Annotated in this window: 14 protein-coding genes; 8 read left to right on the top strand and 6 right to left on the bottom strand. The window is 73.4% G+C overall.

Annotation, left to right across the window (positions count from 1 at the left end; translation table 11 throughout):
- Positions 1–25: 25 nt before the first annotated feature.
- Together AB0G20_RS09325 and lnt are read right to left on the bottom strand one after the other, a co-directional pair.
- Positions 26–505, bottom strand: coding sequence for an NUDIX domain-containing protein (locus AB0G20_RS09325; RefSeq protein ID WP_361298276.1), 480 nt, complete (start codon positions 503–505; stop codon positions 26–28).
- 68 nt (positions 506–573) lie between these two features.
- Positions 574–2,190 (bottom strand): apolipoprotein N-acyltransferase, encoded by a 1,617-nt coding sequence (gene lnt / locus AB0G20_RS09320; RefSeq protein ID WP_361298273.1) that lies wholly within the window; start codon positions 2,188–2,190, stop codon positions 574–576.
- A 214-nt stretch (positions 2,191–2,404) separates the two neighbouring features.
- Here lnt and AB0G20_RS09315 point away from each other — a divergent pair, with 214 nt between their 5' ends.
- Positions 2,405–3,478, top strand: coding sequence for an O-antigen ligase family protein (locus AB0G20_RS09315; protein WP_361298270.1), 1,074 nt, complete (start codon positions 2,405–2,407; stop codon positions 3,476–3,478).
- Between the two features lie 101 nt (positions 3,479–3,579).
- On the opposite strand, the gene AB0G20_RS09310 is transcribed toward AB0G20_RS09315, so the two are convergent.
- Together AB0G20_RS09310 and AB0G20_RS09305 are read right to left on the bottom strand one after the other, a co-directional pair.
- A complete protein-coding gene (locus tag AB0G20_RS09310) occupies positions 3,580–4,134 on the bottom strand; it encodes a hypothetical protein (protein ID WP_361298267.1) in 555 nt (184 codons plus the stop codon).
- A 114-nt stretch (positions 4,135–4,248) separates the two neighbouring features.
- A complete protein-coding gene (locus tag AB0G20_RS09305) occupies positions 4,249–5,034 on the bottom strand; it encodes an aspartate/glutamate racemase family protein (protein WP_361298264.1) in 786 nt (261 codons plus the stop codon).
- Positions 5,035–5,073: 39 nt separating this feature from the next.
- On the opposite strand from AB0G20_RS09305, the gene AB0G20_RS09300 reads away from it, so the two are divergent.
- Positions 5,074–6,267, top strand: coding sequence for a glycosyltransferase (locus tag AB0G20_RS09300; RefSeq protein ID WP_361298261.1), 1,194 nt, complete (start codon positions 5,074–5,076; stop codon positions 6,265–6,267).
- 15 nt (positions 6,268–6,282) lie between these two features.
- Here the strand turns inward: AB0G20_RS09300 and AB0G20_RS09295 are convergent, their stop codons facing one another.
- Entirely contained in the window at positions 6,283–7,566 is a 1,284-nt protein-coding gene (locus tag AB0G20_RS09295; RefSeq protein ID WP_361298258.1) for a TerD family protein, read from the bottom strand.
- 298 nt (positions 7,567–7,864) lie between these two features.
- Here AB0G20_RS09295 and AB0G20_RS09290 point away from each other — a divergent pair, with 298 nt between their 5' ends.
- The 4 genes from AB0G20_RS09290 (at position 7,865) to AB0G20_RS09275 (ending at position 12,601) form a co-directional block, all read left to right on the top strand.
- Positions 7,865–8,293 (top strand): DUF6643 family protein, encoded by a 429-nt coding sequence (locus tag AB0G20_RS09290; protein ID WP_031139469.1) that lies wholly within the window; start codon positions 7,865–7,867, stop codon positions 8,291–8,293.
- Between the two features lie 44 nt (positions 8,294–8,337).
- The gene (locus AB0G20_RS09285; RefSeq protein WP_361298253.1) at positions 8,338–9,165 is read left to right on the top strand and encodes an MOSC N-terminal beta barrel domain-containing protein; all 828 of its coding nucleotides are present in this window, start codon (positions 8,338–8,340) and stop codon (positions 9,163–9,165) included.
- A 162-nt stretch (positions 9,166–9,327) separates the two neighbouring features.
- Entirely contained in the window at positions 9,328–9,933 is a 606-nt protein-coding gene (locus AB0G20_RS09280) for a hypothetical protein (RefSeq protein WP_361298251.1), read from the top strand.
- Between the two features lie 229 nt (positions 9,934–10,162).
- On the top strand, positions 10,163–12,601 hold the full coding sequence (locus AB0G20_RS09275) for a right-handed parallel beta-helix repeat-containing protein (protein WP_361298248.1): 2,439 nt from the start codon (positions 10,163–10,165) through the stop codon (positions 12,599–12,601).
- An 8-nt stretch (positions 12,602–12,609) separates the two neighbouring features.
- On the opposite strand, the gene AB0G20_RS09270 is transcribed toward AB0G20_RS09275, so the two are convergent.
- Positions 12,610–14,964: a hypothetical protein gene (locus tag AB0G20_RS09270; RefSeq protein WP_361298245.1), complete on the bottom strand. Its 2,355-nt coding sequence runs from the start codon at positions 14,962–14,964 to the stop codon at positions 12,610–12,612.
- A gap of 290 nt (positions 14,965–15,254) precedes the next feature.
- On the opposite strand from AB0G20_RS09270, the gene AB0G20_RS09265 reads away from it, so the two are divergent.
- Both AB0G20_RS09265 and AB0G20_RS09260 read left to right on the top strand, forming a co-directional pair.
- Positions 15,255–16,085, top strand: coding sequence for a DeoR/GlpR family DNA-binding transcription regulator (locus AB0G20_RS09265; protein WP_361298242.1), 831 nt, complete (start codon positions 15,255–15,257; stop codon positions 16,083–16,085).
- Positions 16,086–16,145: 60 nt separating this feature from the next.
- The gene (locus AB0G20_RS09260; protein WP_361298239.1) at positions 16,146–16,613 is read left to right on the top strand and encodes an SRPBCC family protein; all 468 of its coding nucleotides are present in this window, start codon (positions 16,146–16,148) and stop codon (positions 16,611–16,613) included.

Below are 16,613 nucleotides of genomic sequence, written 5' to 3'. Positions count from 1 at the left end.
ACCCCATGTGGTCACGCCCCATAGTTCAGCCGGAGGCAGTGGGGTCGAACCATGTGGGGGCGTCCGACAGGGCCTGCTTGATCCGGAGCAGCCCGAACTCGTTCAGATCGGGCAGCGCGTCGATGTCGAACCAGGCCACGTCCAGCGACTCGTCGTCGTTGACCCGCGCCTCGCCGCCGACGGCCCGACAGCGGAAGGTGATGTCCATGTACTGGCAGGTGTCGCCGTTCTCGTACGTGACGGGCTGCAGGGCCTGGACGACGACGACGCGTTCGGCGACGCAGCGCACGGCCGTCTCCTCGTAGACCTCCCGCACCGCGCAGGCCGCGGGCTGCTCCCCCGGGTCCGGGATGCCGCCGAGCACGGACCACTGGCGGGTGTCGGCCCGGCGGTTGAGCAGCACTCGGCCCTCGTCGTCGAAGACGAGGGCGGTGACCCCGGGGAGCCAGAGCAGCTGATGACCGGCCGAGGCACGGAGCGTGCGGATGAAGTCGGGAGTAGCCATGCCGTCGACCCTAACGGGCCGCTTCCGGCGCCCCGGCGCGATTCAAGCGGCGTGCGACCGGCGTACGGCTACACGTCATCGGCGCGTCGCCCGCGCATCCCCGCGCCGACGGCCCAGCCGAGTCCGCCCGCCGCGACCAGCACGAGGGCGACCTCCGGCAGGATGCCGAGGCGGGTGGCGGGGGTCTGCGAGGACCGCAGCGGCACCTTCTGCACCAGTGAGTCGGCCACGAACATGCCGGTCTTCTGCGTGATCCTGCCGTCCGGCATGATGATCGCGCTGACACCGCTGGTCACCGGTACCGTCACGGTCCGGCTGTGCTCGACCGCGCGCACGCGGGACATGGCGAGCTGCTGGTAGGTCATCTCGCTGCGGTCGAAGGTGGCGTTGTTGCTGGGCACGGAGATCATCTGGGCGCCGTCGGTGACCTCGGAGCGCACGGTCCAGTCGAAGGCGGCCTCGTAGCAGGTGACGAGGCCGACCTTGGCGCCGTCCATGGTGAACACGCCCGGCTCGGTGCCCCGGCTGAAGTCCTGGCGGACCATCGCCGTCCAGTTCTCGTTGATCGCACCGATGAACGAGCGCAGCGGCAGGTACTCGCCGAACGGCTGGATCTGGCGCTTGTCGTAGGTGTCGACGGGGCCCTTCGCCGGGTCCCACAGGATCTGCTCGTTGTACAGCTTGCCGTCCCGCTCGACGACGCCGCCGACCGAGATGGGCACGCCGATGGACCTGGTCGCCGAGTCGATGACGGCGCGGGCGTCGGGGTTGGCGAAGGGGTCGATGTCGGAGGAGTTCTCCGGCCACAGCACGAAGTCGGGCCGCGCGACCTTGCCGGCCTTGACCTCGGCGGCCAGGCGTTCCGTCTCGCGGGCGTGGTAGTCGAGTACGGCCCGCCGCTGGGAGTTGAAATCGAGCCCGGCGCGGGGCACGTTGCCCTGGATCACCGCGACGGTGACACTGCCGTCCTCGGCCGTGTCACTGACCAGCGGCCGGGCCGCGACGGCGCCCACGACCGGGACGGCCAGGCTCAGCAGGCCCATGGTGGCCGCGGCGCGCCGCACCTCACCGGTCCGCCGCCAATGCACGGCAAGCCGGACGACCTCGTACAGTCCGAAGCCGCACAGGACGACCGCGAAACCGAGCACCGGGGTGCCGCCCACCGCGGCGAGCGGCAGGAACACACCGTCCGCCTGACCGAAGGCGATCTTTCCCCAGGGGAAGCCGTTGAAGGGCGCACGCGCGCGTGCCGCCTCGCCGACGATCCACACGGCGGCCGCCCACACCGGCCACCCGGGCAGCTTCGACACGGCCGCGACACCGGCGCCGACCAGGGCGACGAAGAGAGCCTCGATCGCCACCAGGGCGAGCCAGGGGCCCGGCCCGACCTCCACTCCCGTCCACACCAGCAGCGGCAGCAGGAACCCGAGGCCGAAGAGGTAGCCGAGACCGAGCGCCGCCTTCCAGCCGCGGCCGCGCAACACCCAGCCGAAGACGGCGAAGGCCGGCAGGGCCAGCCACCACAGCGTGCGGGGCGGGAAGGAGACGTAGAGGAGCAGGCCGGAGAGCGCGGCTGCGGCGGCCGGAACGAGACGTACGAGCCGCCGGGCCCACGTCCGCGCCCCCGGCGCGATCCGCGGCTCCAGCTGGTCCGACTCGCCGACGGAGGTTGCGGTGACGGTCACTCCCGGAGTGTAAGGCGCGTGACCTGCGGGCCGACAGCGCGGTACGCGTTGCGGACTCCCTGTTCATTTCGTCACGACACATCCCCAAACCGTTCACCAGCCGTTACGGTGTGCCAAGCCTCAGACGTACGGCCCGTGGCGGCCGGGCGACCGGGGCCTTCACAAGTCGGGGGCGAGGGTGCGCCGGGGGGCGGGCGGGGTGGGTTCCAGTGGGATGACGTCTGCGTCCGGGCCGGACGCGGACGGCGAGAGACGAATCGTTTCTGACGCGGCGGGTGTCGTGGTGCTGGGCGCCTGCGCCGCCTGGTCCCTGATCACTGCGGCCGTGCACGACGGACGGCCCGAGGGAGTGCTCCTGGCGGTGCTGGCCGTGGCCGCCGGGTACGCCGCCGGGCGGATCGGCGGGGCGCTGCTGCCGGTCGGCGCGCCCTTCGCCGGGGCGCTGGCCGGCATCGCGCTGACGGTGGCCGTTCCGCATCTGGCTCCGGGCCCGCAGATCGCCACGCCCCTGGGGCATGCGGGGGCCACCGCCGCCGTACTGACGCTGTCGGCCGGTGCCGCGTGCTGTGCGGCCTGGGCCGCGCCTGCGCCGGCCGTTCGGTTCGCTCTGCGTCTGCTGGCCGCCGGCATCGCGGTGCTGGCGGCCGTGCTCGGCTCGACCAGCGGCTTCGTGACCTGTCTCGCGGTGCTGGTGTGCTCGCTGGCCGCCGGCCGCACGCGTCACCGCGGCGCGGGAATGGCCGTACTGGCCGCGGTCGCCGCCCTGGTCACCGGTCTGATCTGGGCGGTCGCCGCGCAAGCCGTGCCGGGCGGGTTCGTGGCCGCTCTGGAGGGACGGCTGACGCCGCACCGCGTGCAGCTGTGGCAGGACGCCTGGCACCTGCTCGGCGACGACGCCGCGCTGGGGGCCGGGCCGGGCCGCTTCGGGGAGCTGAGCACGACGTCGGCCCAGTCACTGCTGTCCGACGGCAAGCCCCACTCGGCGCCCCTGCAGCAAGCAGCGGAACAGGGGATCGTCGGCATGGTCCTGCTGGCGGCGGCGTTCGGCTGGGTCCTGTACGCGCTGTGGCGCGGCCCGCGCCCGACCCCGGTCGCGCTCACGGCGGGCGCGGCCCTGACAGCGCTCGCCGCCATCGCCGCGATCGGAAACGCGCTGAGCTTCACGGCGGTGTCGGTGGGCGCGGGCCTGCTGGCGGGCATGGCCACGGCGCGCCCCCTCGCCGACGAATCGGCAAACCGCACTCCGGAAGCTCAGGCGCGCGGCGCTGGACGCACTCCTGCGTGGTGAACGACCGGCATCCGGTGCCCGACGCCGACGGCATCACGGCCCTGAGATCACGGTCAGTGATCACCGGCGTCGATCACAGCCGGTGACGAGGGCCCGGCGAATCAGTGCGCGGGAGCGCCCGGCTTGGTGGGCCGCAGCCGTGCCTCGATCACCCGCACGGCCGCCTCCGCGTCGTCCACCGTGACGGTGAAGGTGTGGCCGTCCCACAGCTCCAGCTCGACGCCCTCGCCGCGTCGTACGACCACCGCGGTGCCCTTCTCGGGCAGCCATCGGTAGCCCCAGCCGCCCCAGTGGCGGGGGGTGACATGGGAGATGTACGTGGCGCCGGCCACGTCGGAGAGCGGGATACGGCGGCGGGGCACGCCGATGTGGCCGCAGCGCACCTCGAGGTGCTCCTCGTCGACCCGCAGGGCGACGTGCACGAAGGCGAGCGTTCCGAAGAGGACCAGCAGCCCGGCGGCGATGCACCCGACGACGGCCATGACCAGCGGGGCGACGCCGGACGTCCATGCCGAGTCGACGGCCAGCTCGACGCCGAGCGCCATGCAGGCAGCACCCACGAGCGCCAGCAGCCACTGCACACGGTTGGTGGCACGGCCGGTCCAGACGTCCGGGTGCGAGTGGGGGGCGTTCTCGCCGTGGAGGTGGTCCCTCATGCCTATGAGGGTACTCAGGTTTCGCTCCGCTGGTACCTCGTGGCGGAGCGTGACTGCGCCGGGTGGACGTCGCACGGCTCCGGCTCGCCGATGACCGTCGGTGACCGGTTGCCGTCAGCCGGCAGGCGTGACCGCCTGCAGCAGACGCCCTTCGGCGTACGCCAGGGCAGGGGCCGGCAGCGCGCCCTCGCGTCCGCTGAGCAGCACGGTGAGCGTGCCGTGCGGCGTGGCTCCCGGCGCGGGCTGCCCGCCGAGCCGGCGCAGGGCCTGGGCGGCCACGGCTCCCGCGGAGCCGTGCAGCACGAGGGGCGGGCGGCCGGGGCGCTGGACGGCGGTCCGGATGCGCTCGGCGACCAGTTCGTAATGGGTGCAGCCCAGCACGACGGTGGTCACCTCGTCCGGGGTGAGGGCGGCGGCCGCGGTCACGGCCGCGTCGATCGCCGTCTCGTCCGCGTGTTCCACCGCCTCGGCGAGGCCCCAGCACGGCACCTCGGTGACGGGCACGCCGTCGGCGAAGTCCCGGATCAAGGTCCGCTGGTAGGGACTGCCGGTGGTCGCCGGGGTGGCCCAGATGGCGAGGTGCCCGCCGCCGGCCGCGGCCGGCTTGATCGCCGGGACGGTACCGATGACCGGGAGTCCCGGTTCGAGGCGGGCGCGCAGGGCGGTGAGCGCGTGCACGGTCGCGGTGTTGCAGCCGACGATCAGGGCGTCGGGGCGGCGCGCGGCGGCGGCCTCGGCGACGGCCAGGGCACGCCTGGTGAGGTCTTCCGTGGTGCGCGGGCCCCACGGCATGCCGTCGGGGTCCAGGGAGAGCACGAGATCGGCGTCGGGGCGCAGCCGTCGTACCGCGGCGGTGGCCGCCAACAGACCGATTCCGGAGTCCATGAGCGCGATCTTCACCCGATCACGATAGACGATGAGCCGTTGCGGGCAGCTCGGGTGGGGCAGACTGCGCGCGTGAGCGCCGTTGTGTGGACTGCCGCTGGATCACTTCTCGCCTGGCTGTGGCTGCTGCTCTGTCAGGGCTTCTTCTGGCGCACCGATGTGCGACTGCCCGCGCGTGCGGAGCCGGACGCGTGGCCGTCCGTGTGCGTCGTCGTCCCCGCCCGCGACGAGGCGGCCGTGCTGCCCGCCGCGCTGCCGTCGCTGCTGCTGCAGGACTATCCGGGGCGGGCGGAGATCTTCCTCGTCGACGACGGCAGTTCGGACGGCACCGGTGATCTGGCGCGTGAGCTGGCGCGCCGGCACGGCGGGCTGCCGCTGACCGTGGGCTCGCCGGGCGAGCCTCCGGCGGGCTGGACCGGCAAGCTGTGGGCGGTGCGCCACGGCATCGGGCTGGCACGCGCGCGTGATCCCGAGTACCTCCTCCTGACGGACGCCGACATCGCGCACGCGCCGGACAGTCTGCGGGAGCTGGTGGCGGCGGCCCGTTCCGGTGGGTTCGACGTCGTCTCCCAGATGGCCCGGCTGCGGGTGGAGAGCGTCTGGGAACGGCTGGTGGTCCCGGCGTTCGTCTACTTCTTCGCGCAGCTCTACCCCTTCCGCCGGATCGCCGCGCGGGGGCGGACGGCGGCCGCGGCCGGGGGCTGCGTCCTGCTGCGGGCGGACGCCGCCGAGCGGGCGCGGATTCCCGACGCGATCCGGCACGCCGTGATCGACGACGTGGCGCTCGCCCGGGCCGTCAAGGGCGCCGGCGGCCGCGTCTGGCTGGGGCTCGCCGAGCGGGTGGACAGTGTGCGGCAGTATCCGCGGCTGCACGACCTGTGGCGCATGGTCTCGCGCAGTGCGTACGCCCAGCTGCGGCACAACCCTGCGCTGCTGGCCGGGACGGTCGCCGGGCTGGCGCTGGTGTATCTGGTGCCGCCCGCGGCGGTCCTGGCCGGCTTCGCCGCCGGCAGTACGCGGGCGGCGGTCGCCGGGGGTCTCGCGTGGCTCGTCATGGCGGGGACCTACGTCCCGATGCTCCGCTACTACCGGCAGCCGCTGTGGCTCGCTCCCCTGCTGCCGTTCACCGCGTTCCTCTACCTCCTCATGACGGTCGATTCGGCGGTGCAGCACTACCGGGGACGGGGTGCGGCCTGGAAGGGCCGCACCTACGCGCGCCCGGACGCCGTGCTGCCCGACGAGGGCTGACGACCGCAGGCGGAGTCACTTCCGGCCGGGGGTCCAGTTCATGCCCCACCCGTAGGCGTGGTCGACGGTCCGCTGCGGGCTCACCCCGCGGTCGGGCACCAGGTAGCGCGCCTCCCGCTGGACGACCAGGTCGCCGCCGGTGTTGGTGATCAGGGCGAGTGCGCACACCAGTGAGGGGACCGTGCACTCGTCGAGGGAGAACTCGATCGACGCCCCGTACTGCGGCTGGAGCGTGACCGAGGCGTGCAAGTCGGCGAAGGAGCGGGCCCCTTCGTAGATGGTGACGAAGACGAGGATGCGCCGGAAGGCGTTCTTGTGGTCGAGGTTGACGGTGAGGTTCTCGCCCGTCGTCAGGGCCCCGGTGCGGTCGTCGCCGTCGAGGTGGATGTACGGAGGCTGGTGCAGCGCTCCGAAACTGTTGCCGAGGGCCTGCACGACGCCCTTGCTGCCGTCGTTGAGTTCGTACAGCGCGCACAGGTCGAGGTCGAGGTCGGAGTGCATCGCGGTCGGGCGTCCGAACTTGCTGCTCCACCCCGAGAACTGCTTGCGCACCTCCCAGTTGAGGTTCACGTGCAGCGCGCCGGATGTGCCGCCCTGCTTGGTGAGGGAGACGGAGGGGGCCGCCTTGGTGAGCGTGACCTTGGTGAGGCGGACGGGCGCGGGCGGCGCGGCAGGCGGCGGCGGAGCCGCGGGCTGCGGCACCGGCGGGGGCGTGTACGCGGCGGGCGGCGTGGCCGCGGGAGGCGCCGGGGCCATGGCCGGGGCCGGTGCCGCCTGCTGCGGCTCGTCCACCGTGATGCCGTAGTCCGTGGCCAGTCCTTCGAGTCCGCTGCTGTAGCCCTGCCCGACGGCGCGGAACTTCCAGGCACCCTGGCGGCGGTAGAACTCGCCCAGTACGAAAGCGGTTTCGGTGGTGGCGCCCGGGTTGTCGAAGCGGGCCACCGGCGTGCCCTGGGCGGCATCCTGGACCTCGATGTACAGATCGGGGACCCGTCCGAACGTGCCGCCGTCGGAGGAGGCGGCGAGGACGACCGTCTCGATCGCGGGCTCCACGCGCGCGAGGTCGACGAGGAGCGCGTCGGTCACCCGGCCGTCGGTGGTGCGCTTGCCCTCGTGCCGGATCGCGCCGGAGGAGTGCGCGGGCTGGTTGTAGAAGACGAAGTCCGCGTCCGAGCGGACCTTCCCGCTGACGAGCAGCAAAGCGGAGGCGTCGGCGTCGGGTACGCCCGCTCCGGCCCGCCACCCCAATTCCACCCGCAACGCCGCGGTGGGCACTGGAGTATTTGAACCTTTCAGCATTTCCATGTCCGCCCCCATTGCGTGTCACCGCGCCAGGCCCGTCCCGGCCCGTCCGTCGAGTTCCGTGCGCACAACCTATTCCTTGCCGCGGCGAAGTCCCATGCGTCACCGCACGGGCGACCGGCGGCCAACCGGTGGTAACCCGCCCGGAACTCGGCCTTTACACGATCAGGGGCCCGTTCGGCGCCCCTTTTTGCCGAGTTCGCTCGCATTGGGGATCCCGGGTCACGGCGGACACGGAAAACAACCCTCTTATCGGTCTCCCCAACCAGCACATCGTGGGCTTAACTTATGTGCCATGACCTCCCCCCGCTCCACCTATGGCGGCGGCTACTACTCCGCCTCCTTCCCGGACACCCCGATCTACGACAGGCTCGTCGCCGAGCGGGGCACCCCGCAGATCGCCCCGATCCGGGTTCCCGCTCAGTACGACATGCCGGGCGGCAACCTGCCCGCCCTCCCTTCGGCGCTGCCCGCCCTTCCGGCAGCTCCCTCCCAGCCCGCCTACGGCTATCCGCAGGCGCAGCAGCCCGCCCCGCTGCAGCAGGCGCCCGCGGCGTACATCCCGCAGCAGGCCACCGCTCCGCGCGGCTACCCCGGCCCCCAGCCGCAGCAGCCGCGCCCGGCGGCCCCCGCGGGCTACGAGGCGATGCGCCCCGCTGCTCCCCGGCCGGCCCCGGCGCCCTATCAGGACCCGTACAACAACCAGCAGTACCGCGGGTACTGAGCCGACCTCCGGGGGCTGTCGGTGCCGGCTGGCACCATGGCCCCATGGGGAACGCTCACCTGCACTCGATTCACGTCCATCCGGTCAAGGCGGTCCGGGGCCTGGCGCCCCGGGAGGCCGCCGTCGAGCCCTGGGGGCTGACCGGAGACCGGCGCTGGGTGCTGATCGACGACGGGGGAAAGGTCGTCACACAACGCCAGCAGCCGCGTCTCGCACTCGCCGCCGCCGAGCTTCGGTCCGGTGGCGGCGTCCGTCTGTCCGCGCCCGGCATGCCGCCGTTGACGGTGCCCGTTCCCCGGCCCGTCGCCACCGTGCCGGTGGAGATCTTCCGCGACAAGGTCGAGGTGATCCCGGCCGAGGACGAGGCCGCGCACGCCTGGTGCAGTTCCTACCTCGGCATCGACGTGCGGCTGGCATATATGGACGATCCGGCCACCCGCCGGCCCGTCGACCCGGAGTACGCGCGGCCCGGTGAGACCGTCTCCTTCGCCGACGGGTTTCCGCTGCTGCTCACCACGACGGCCTCGCTCGACGCCCTCAACTCCCTGATCGCGCAGGGCGAGCACGCCGGTGAGGGCCCCCTGCCCATGAACCGCTTCCGGCCGAACGTGGTCGTGGCGGGCACCCCCGCCTGGGCCGAGGACGCCTGGTCGCGCCTCGCCATCGGGGAGGTGTCCTTCCGCGTGGCCAAGCCCTGCGGCCGGTGCGTGGTGACCACCACCGACCAGGGCACCGGCGAGCGCGGCCGCGAGCCCCTGTTCAGCCTGGGGCGGCACCGCCGGCTCGGCGGCAAGCTGGTCTTCGGGCAGAACCTGGTGCCGCTGTCCCGCGGCACGATCCGGGTCGGGGACGCGGTCAGGATCCTCGAATAGCTCTCCGAGCGTGTGGGAACCGCGCCGCGGGCCCGGGCGTTGGGCTTGTGTGAGAAATTCATGAGAGGCCCTGGGGAGAGGTGATGTCGCTCTCTCTTCGACGGGTCCGTGCGTGTACGGCTCCGCCGGGGAGTATCACGGAGCGGGAAGGGGGTGCAGGCGGTGCGAGCGATCAGGGGGCTCTGGCGCTGGCGGCGCAATCCACTGTGCCGCGCGACCGACCTGGCCGAGGCCTGGGTGGCACTGGCCGCCCTGCTGCTGATCCTGCTGGCCGCCCCGGTCGCCGGCGCGCTCGTCGGGGGCACGGCTCAGGACGCGCTGCAGCGCTCCGTCCGGGCGCAGCACGAGGCGCGGCATCTGGTGACGGCCACAGTGGTCCGCAAGCTGGACCCCTCCCCGCTGGACGCCGACCCGGAGACCTCGTCGGGCAGGGATCTGCGCAACCGCGTCCTCGCCGACTGGACCGCACCGGACGGCACCGCGCACCAGGGCCCGGTCCTGGCAAGCCTCAAGGACCCGCAGCACGGCGACGAGTTCCGGATATGGACCGACCGGCACGGCCGGATGGTGGCCCGCCCGCTCGACTCCGCGACGGCCTCGACGCACGCGGTCCTGGCGGGCTTCGGCGCGGCCCTGGCGACGGGCGGACTCATAGAGGGCGGCAGACGGCTGATCGTCTGGCGCATGGTCCGCCGCCGGTACGCCCGTTGGGACCAGGCATGGGACAAGGCGGGCCCGGACTGGGGCAGGACGGGCACCGGCAGCTGACCGCCTTCCGGCTCTGGTCAACCCACCACCCGCGCGCACGCTACGGTGGTCCGGCCGAACCGTTCGGCACAACCCGCGCGCGAGCGAGCCTCAGGGACGCGCCGGTGTCGATGCCGCGTGCGCGCCCAGGCCCCCCCCGGGGCGGGCTCGGTCGCGGTCGCGATCCGGCCGGAGCGCCCCGAGGGCGGACGAGCCATCAGTACGACCGAGGTGGGGGCACAGCTACACCATGGCACAGGGCACGGTCCAGGTGACGCACACCGGCACGTCGCGGTGGCGGCGCCGCACGGGTGAGTACGCATCGCTCGCCGCCGCCCTGGAGGCCGCGGCCGACGGCGACGTCCTCACCGTCGCGCCCGGCACCTACCGGGAGAACCTCGTCCTGCAGCGCGCGGTGACCCTGCGCGGTCCCGAGGGCTCCCCCGGCTCGGTGCGGATCGCGCCCGTGGACGGCGTGCCGCTGACCGTGCGCGCCTCGGCGGTGGTGCAGGACCTGCATGTGGAGGGCCAGGACGCGGCCGCCCCCGCCGTGCTGGTGGAGGAGGGCACCCCGGAGCTGCGGGACGTGCGGGTCGTGACGCGGTCGGCGGCCGGCATCGAGGTGCGCGGCAGCGCCCGGCCCACGGTGCGGCGCTGCGCGGTCGACAATCCGGCGGGCATCGGCATCGCCGTGGTCGACGGCGCGGGCGGGGTGTTCGAGGAGTGCGAGATCGTCGCGGCCGGCCAGGCGGGCGTGGCGGTGCGCGGCGGTGCCCACCCCCGCCTGGAGCGCTGCCGGGTGCACCACACGTCGGGTTCGGGCCTGTCGGCTACCGGGGAGAACTCGGCGCTGGAGGCGGTGGGCTGCGAGATCTACGAAGTCCGGGGCAGCGGTGTGCAGATCACCGGCCGGGCCACCGCCCACCTCACCGACTGCGATGTGCACCGCACGACGGCCGATGGGGTCACGCTCGACACGGACGCGGTGCTGACGCTCGCCGACTGCCGTATCCACGACATCCCGGAGAACGCGGTCGACCTGCGTTCCCGCTCCGTTCTCACGCTGACCCGCACCACGGTGCGGCAGTTCGGGCGCAACGGCCTGTCGGTGTGGGATCCGGGCACGCGGGTGGACGCCAACCAGTGCGAGATCTTCGACAGCACGGGCGACTACCCGGCGGTGTGGGTGAGTGACGGCGCCACCGCCGTCCTGGACTCCTGCCGCGTGCACGACGTGCCGGATGCGCTGTTCGTCCTCGACCGCGGCTCGCGCGTGGACGTCGTCGACACCGACCTGTCGCAGGTGCGCAACACGGCCGTGTCGGTGAGCGACGGCGCGACCGCGCAGCTCGACGACTGCCGGATCCGGGACGCGGCGACGGGCGCCTGGTTCCGTGACCACGGCAGCGGTGGCACCCTCAGCAACTGCACGGTGGACGGCACCCAGACCGGCGTGATCGTCACCAAGGGCGCCGACCCCACCGTGGAGCGCTGCACCATCGACTCCCCCGCGGAGGCCGGTGTCTACGTCTCGGCCGGCGGCCGCGGCAGCTTCCTGAACTGCCGGGTCACGGGCAGCGGCGGCTACGGCTTCCATGTGATCGACGGCAGCCGTACGACGCTGCGGAAGTGCCGCACGGAGCGGTGCGCGCGCGGGGGCTACGAGTTCGCGGACAGCGGCGCGGACGCGGCGTCCGGAGCGAGCCCGCTCGTCGAGGACTGCACGAGCGACGAGAGCGCGGGGCTGCGCGCGCCCGCGGCGGCGCCGGAGACGGCGGTGCAGACGGTGAGTCACTCACCCGGCCTGCTGGGCGCTGTCCCGGGACAGCGCACGGAACCGGAACCCCCGGCAGCGGCCGTGGAGCCCGAGCAGCCGGCCCGCTCCTCCAAGGACGTCCTCGGTGAACTCGACGCGCTGGTGGGCCTGGACAGCGTCAAGCGCGAGGTGCGCGCCCTCACCGACATGATCGAGGTCGGCCGGCGCCGGCAGCAGGCCGGCCTGAAGGCGGCCTCGGTCAAGCGGCACCTGGTCTTCACCGGCTCCCCCGGCACCGGCAAGACCACGGTCGCGCGACTCTACGGCGAGATCCTCGCCTCCCTCGGCGTGCTGGAGAAGGGCCACCTGGTCGAGGTGTCCCGGGTCGACCTGGTCGGTGAGCACATCGGCTCGACGGCGATCCGCACCCAGGAGGCCTTCGAGAAGGCGCGCGGCGGCGTGCTGTTCATCGACGAGGCCTACGCGCTGTCCCCGGAGGACGCGGGCCGCGACTTCGGCAAGGAGGCCATCGACACGCTGGTGAAGCTGATGGAGGACCACCGGGACGCGGTCGTGGTGATCGTCGCGGGCTACACGGCAGAGATGGAGCGCTTCCTGTCGGTCAACCCGGGTGTGGCGTCCCGCTTCTCGCGGACCATCACCTTCAGCGACTACGGCCCCGAGGACCTGCTGCGGATCGTGGAGCAGCAGGCCGAGGAGCACGAGTACCGGCTGGCTCCGGGCGCGGCGGAGGCCCTGCGGAAGTACTTCACGGTGCTCCCCAAGGGACCGGCGTTCGGCAACGGCCGTACCGCACGGCAGACGTTCGAGGCCATGGTCGAGCGGCACGCGAGCCGGGTCGCCCAGGTCCCGGAGCCGAGCACGGACGACCTGACGCTGCTCTACGCGGAGGATCTCCCCGAGTTGCTCTGAGGATTCGCCTACGCGGCGGGCGGCTCGGGCTGGTGCCGTGGCGAAGGCATTTCCGGCGCCTCCGGTCTCAACCGGGCCAGCAGGGTGTGGCGTTCCTCGGCGAAGGCCGGGTCGGCCTGGTAGTCGGAGTGGCCGAGGATCGGCGCGGGCAGCGGCAGGAGAGCGGTGCGGCCGTAGGCGAGGGGGTCCATCAGGGGGGTGTGGTCGACCTGCGCGCCGCGGCCGCCGGGCAGCCGCACCGGGCCGCCGATGGGGTCGGTGAGCCGGTAGAGGTTGCGCCAGCAGTCGACGTCCCGGTGCAGGGAGCCGAGCGCGTCGGGTCCGAAGTGCGCCGGGAACCAGCGGCCGTAGAGGCGTTCCAGCGGGGAGCCGTAGGTCAGCAGCCCGACCCGCTTGCGGGCGGACGGGGCGAGTTGCCAGGCCGCCGCGGCGGCCAGCACGCTGCCCTGCGAGTGCCCGGAGATGACCAGCCGTCCGCCGGTGGCGCGGGTCCAGGTCGCTATCCGCCAGGTCAGGTCGGGCACCGCGCGCTCGGCGTAGCAGGGCGGGGCGAAGGGGTGGGAGGCGCGGGGCCAGAAGGTGCCGACGTCCCACAGGATGCCGATGGTGCGGCGGGCCGCGGCGTCCTTGTAGGCGCGCCGGCCCCAGGTGACGAAGAGTATGAACCCGAGGCCGATCAGCCAGGAGCCGAGGGCCTGGGCGGTCTCCGCGGCGCCGTGGACGACGGGGTAGGTGCCTTGCGCGGCCTCGCCCGGCGTCTCGTCGGTTGCCAGGGCTCCCACGAGGGCTGCGGCGCCGAGCAACAGGGTGACGCCGGAGGTGACGGCGACGATGCGGGGCCCCCGGTCGGTCAGCGAGGCCATGGCACGGGTGTAGGCGATACGGCGGGTGCGGGCGGGGTCCAGGGCCTCGTCCGGGTAGTCGAGTGCCACGGCGACGCGCTCTTCGCGGGCCAGCTGCCAGGCACGATGGGCCAGCCAGCCGAAGAGCCCCAGCAGCACCACGAGCAGCGGCGGGATCACGGACGCCTGCCAGGTCAGCAGCACCGGCGGGCCCGGGATCGACGCCCCGGTGCCGTCCAGCCAGTCGGACACGCGCTGGGACACGCCGCCGGACATCACCCCGCCCAGCGCGCAGGCCAGCATCGCCACGGCAGGTCCGCCCAGGCCCCGCAGCACCGCCCGCCGGTCGGGGTCGGTGCGGTGCAGGACGTGGGCGACGACGCCGAGGACGATCACGAGCAGGCCCTGGACCAGGGCGATCCCGCCGAAGGTCGTGTCACCCGGCAGACGGCCTTCCGACCTCCACCCCGGGCGCTCCCACCCGGCGTAAAGGACGGCGAGGGCGAGCAGCGCGAGCGCGGCGAGCGGCAGGCGTCGTACAAAACGCTCGTCGAGTGTGCGGTCCAGCCGTTTCTCGCTGCGGCCGCGGCGGCACACCACCCACACCACGGCGACCGCGCAGGCCGCGAGGGCCGCTTCCAGGATCAGGCCCAGGGTGTCGAGCACGGCGGGGCCGCCGGGGCGGCGGTCGTGGCGGGCGGCGGCGCTGCCGACCGCGGCGGCGACCGTGATGAGGCCGGCGGCGGTGTGCGCGGCGCGCAGCCGGGCCACCAGCCGGCGTCCGTACCAGAACCCGGGCCGGCCGAGTGCGGTCGGGCCGCCGTCCGCTTCGGGCTCGGGGGCACGTTCGAAGGGCTGCTGCGACTCGTAGTCGCTCCACGTACGCCGGGACAGGTACCACAGCAGGACGGTCAGGGCGGTGGGCACGACGGCGGCGAGGGCGAGCCTGCGGCCGGGGGCGCTCCACCAGCCGCCGTCCGAGACGGTGGGTGAGAGGAAGCCCAGCCAGGAGTGCTGGTCGGCGCACGCGGCGGTGCCCGCGCACTGCCAGGCCGCCAGGTCGAGCGCGACCTCGCAGGCCGCCGCGACGAGCAGCACCGTCAGCGTGAGCCCGGCGAGCCTGACCAGGAGGCCGTACAGGCGCACGGTGCGGCGGCGGCCGTGGGCGGTGGGGCGCATCCAGTGGGCGAGGTTGACGACCATGAACGGCAGCAGTAACAGCCACAGGGCGCGGGTGCCGTTGCCGGAGGTGAGGTTGCACCAGACGTAGGCCTCCGGCACCGGTCCTTCGCGACGGCGGTCCTCGGGGCTGTGCTCGGCATCGACGTCGTCGGCGCGCCGGAAGACGGCCGCCGTGTCGTCGCCGGTGATCCGCACGGTCCGCGGATCATTCAGCATCTCCTGCGGCGTGGTGCCGCCCACGCCGTGGACCAGGAGTTCCAGGGCGGTCCCGGTCTCGCCGGGCCGCGCGGCGGGACCGTCCGGTCTGCCGGTCGACGCATGTTCCTGCGCACGTTCCACTGATTCGCACTTCCCCCGTGACACGCCGTCGGCTCTGTCCGTGCGGGCACAAGGATCTCCACTTTCGGGCCGCCGCACACCTCCTGTCACGGAATCTCCCCGATCCGTGATGAAGCGGCGCGACACGTGAGCCCGCTGTGACGAGTGCGCGACGAGCGGTCGGTGGCACTGTCCGCGGCGCGACATGCAAGGATGGGGCGTCCGCGCACCGGAGCCGGGGAATATGTCCTAGTCGGGGAGGGTGTGCGGGGCGTGTCGGACGGCATTGAGGCGAAAGGACCGGAGCGTACGTGAGCGAGAATCAGAACCTCCTCGCGGAGCAGCGGCGATCCCTGATCCTCGACGAGGTCCGCCGCCGGGGTGGTGTCCGGGTCAACGAGCTGACCCGCAAGCTCGGCGTGTCGGACATGACGGTCCGCCGCGACCTCGACGCGCTCGCCCGCCAGGGTGTGCTGGAGAAGGTGCACGGCGGCGCGGTCCCGGTGGTCGAGGCGAGTACGCACGAACCGGGCTTCGAGGCCAAGTCCGGCCTGGAGCTGACCGCCAAGGAGGACATCGCGCGCGCCGCGGCCAAGCTGGTCGCGCCGGGTGCGGCGATCGCCCTGTCGGGCGGTACGACGACCTTCGCGCTGGCGCAGCAGCTGCTGGACGTTCCGGACCTCACGGTGGTCACCAACTCGGTGCGGGTCGCCGACGTGTTCCACGCGGCGCAGCGCACCTCGGGCCCGCGGCAGGGCGCGGCCACGGTCGTGCTGACGGGCGGGGTGCGCACGCCCTCCGACTCGCTGGTGGGGCCGGTGGCCGACCAGGCGATCGCGGCGCTCCACTTCGACCTGCTGTTCCTCGGGGTGCACGGCATATCGGTCGAGGCCGGCCTGTCGACGCCGAACCTCGCGGAGGCCGAGACGAACCGGCGGCTCGTGCAGTCGGCCCGCCGCGTGGTCGTGGTCGCGGACCACACCAAGTGGGGCAAGGTGGGCCTGAGTTCCTTCGCGTCGCTGGAGCGGATCGACACGCTCGTGACGGACGCCGGCCTGCCGGACGAGGCGCGCGGGGTGGTCGCGGAGCATCTGCGGCGGCTGGTGGTGGCCGGGGAGCCCGAGGACGGCGCAGACATCTGACGGAGCGCCAGCTAGGGTGACGCTTCCGGTCGTCCCGCTCCCGCCAGGAGGGCTCCGTCCATGGCTCATCGACTGCGCCCGGTGGGGCTCGACTTCGTCGGGACGGCTCCCGTTCGGCACGTCTTCGTACGGGAGGTCTCCGCTCCGGTGGAGCGGGTCTACGCCGCGCTCGAGGACGTGCCCGGCTGGGCCGAGTGGTTCCCGCAGGTGACGGCTGCCCGGCCGGTCGGCGCCGGTGCGGGGCGCGACATCACGCTCACCGGTGGCATCCGGTTCCGCGAGTCGATCATCGCGGCGGAGGGACCCGAGGTGTACGCCTACCGCGTCGACGTCACCAACCTGCCGGGGGTGCGGGCGATAGCCGAGGAGTGGCGGCTCGCTCCGGCCGGCGCCGGCACGCGGGTGCGGTGGACCTTCGCCACCGACGGGGCGGCTGCGTACCGGCTGGCCATGAAGGTGGCGCGCGGGGGCCAGGCGCGCGCGTTCCGGGACGCCGTGCGGGCGCTGGAGCGGCGGCTGACGGCCTGA

Source organism: Streptomyces sp. NPDC024017 (assembly GCF_040638895.1).
In the GTDB taxonomy this organism is placed as follows: Bacteria; Actinomycetota; Actinomycetes; order Streptomycetales; family Streptomycetaceae; genus Streptomyces.
Note: the sequence above shows the minus strand (reverse complement) of the source record. Positions and strands in the feature narration are given on the sequence as shown.

Excerpts from the sequence above, each read along its gene's own strand:
- AB0G20_RS09325 (WP_361298276.1), bottom strand. The coding sequence starts at position 505 with ATGGCTACTCCCGACTTCATCCGCACGCTCCGTGCCTCGGCCGGTCAT.
- AB0G20_RS09315 (WP_361298270.1), top strand. The coding sequence starts at position 2,405 with ATGACGTCTGCGTCCGGGCCGGACGCGGACGGCGAGAGACGAATCGTT.
- AB0G20_RS09310 (WP_361298267.1), bottom strand. The coding sequence starts at position 4,134 with ATGAGGGACCACCTCCACGGCGAGAACGCCCCCCACTCGCACCCGGAC.
- AB0G20_RS09295 (WP_361298258.1), bottom strand. The coding sequence starts at position 7,566 with ATGCTGAAAGGTTCAAATACTCCAGTGCCCACCGCGGCGTTGCGGGTG.
- AB0G20_RS09290 (WP_031139469.1), top strand. The coding sequence starts at position 7,865 with ATGACCTCCCCCCGCTCCACCTATGGCGGCGGCTACTACTCCGCCTCC.
- AB0G20_RS09285 (WP_361298253.1), top strand. The coding sequence starts at position 8,338 with ATGGGGAACGCTCACCTGCACTCGATTCACGTCCATCCGGTCAAGGCG.
- AB0G20_RS09275 (WP_361298248.1), top strand. The coding sequence starts at position 10,163 with ATGGCACAGGGCACGGTCCAGGTGACGCACACCGGCACGTCGCGGTGG.
- AB0G20_RS09260 (WP_361298239.1), top strand. The coding sequence starts at position 16,146 with ATGGCTCATCGACTGCGCCCGGTGGGGCTCGACTTCGTCGGGACGGCT.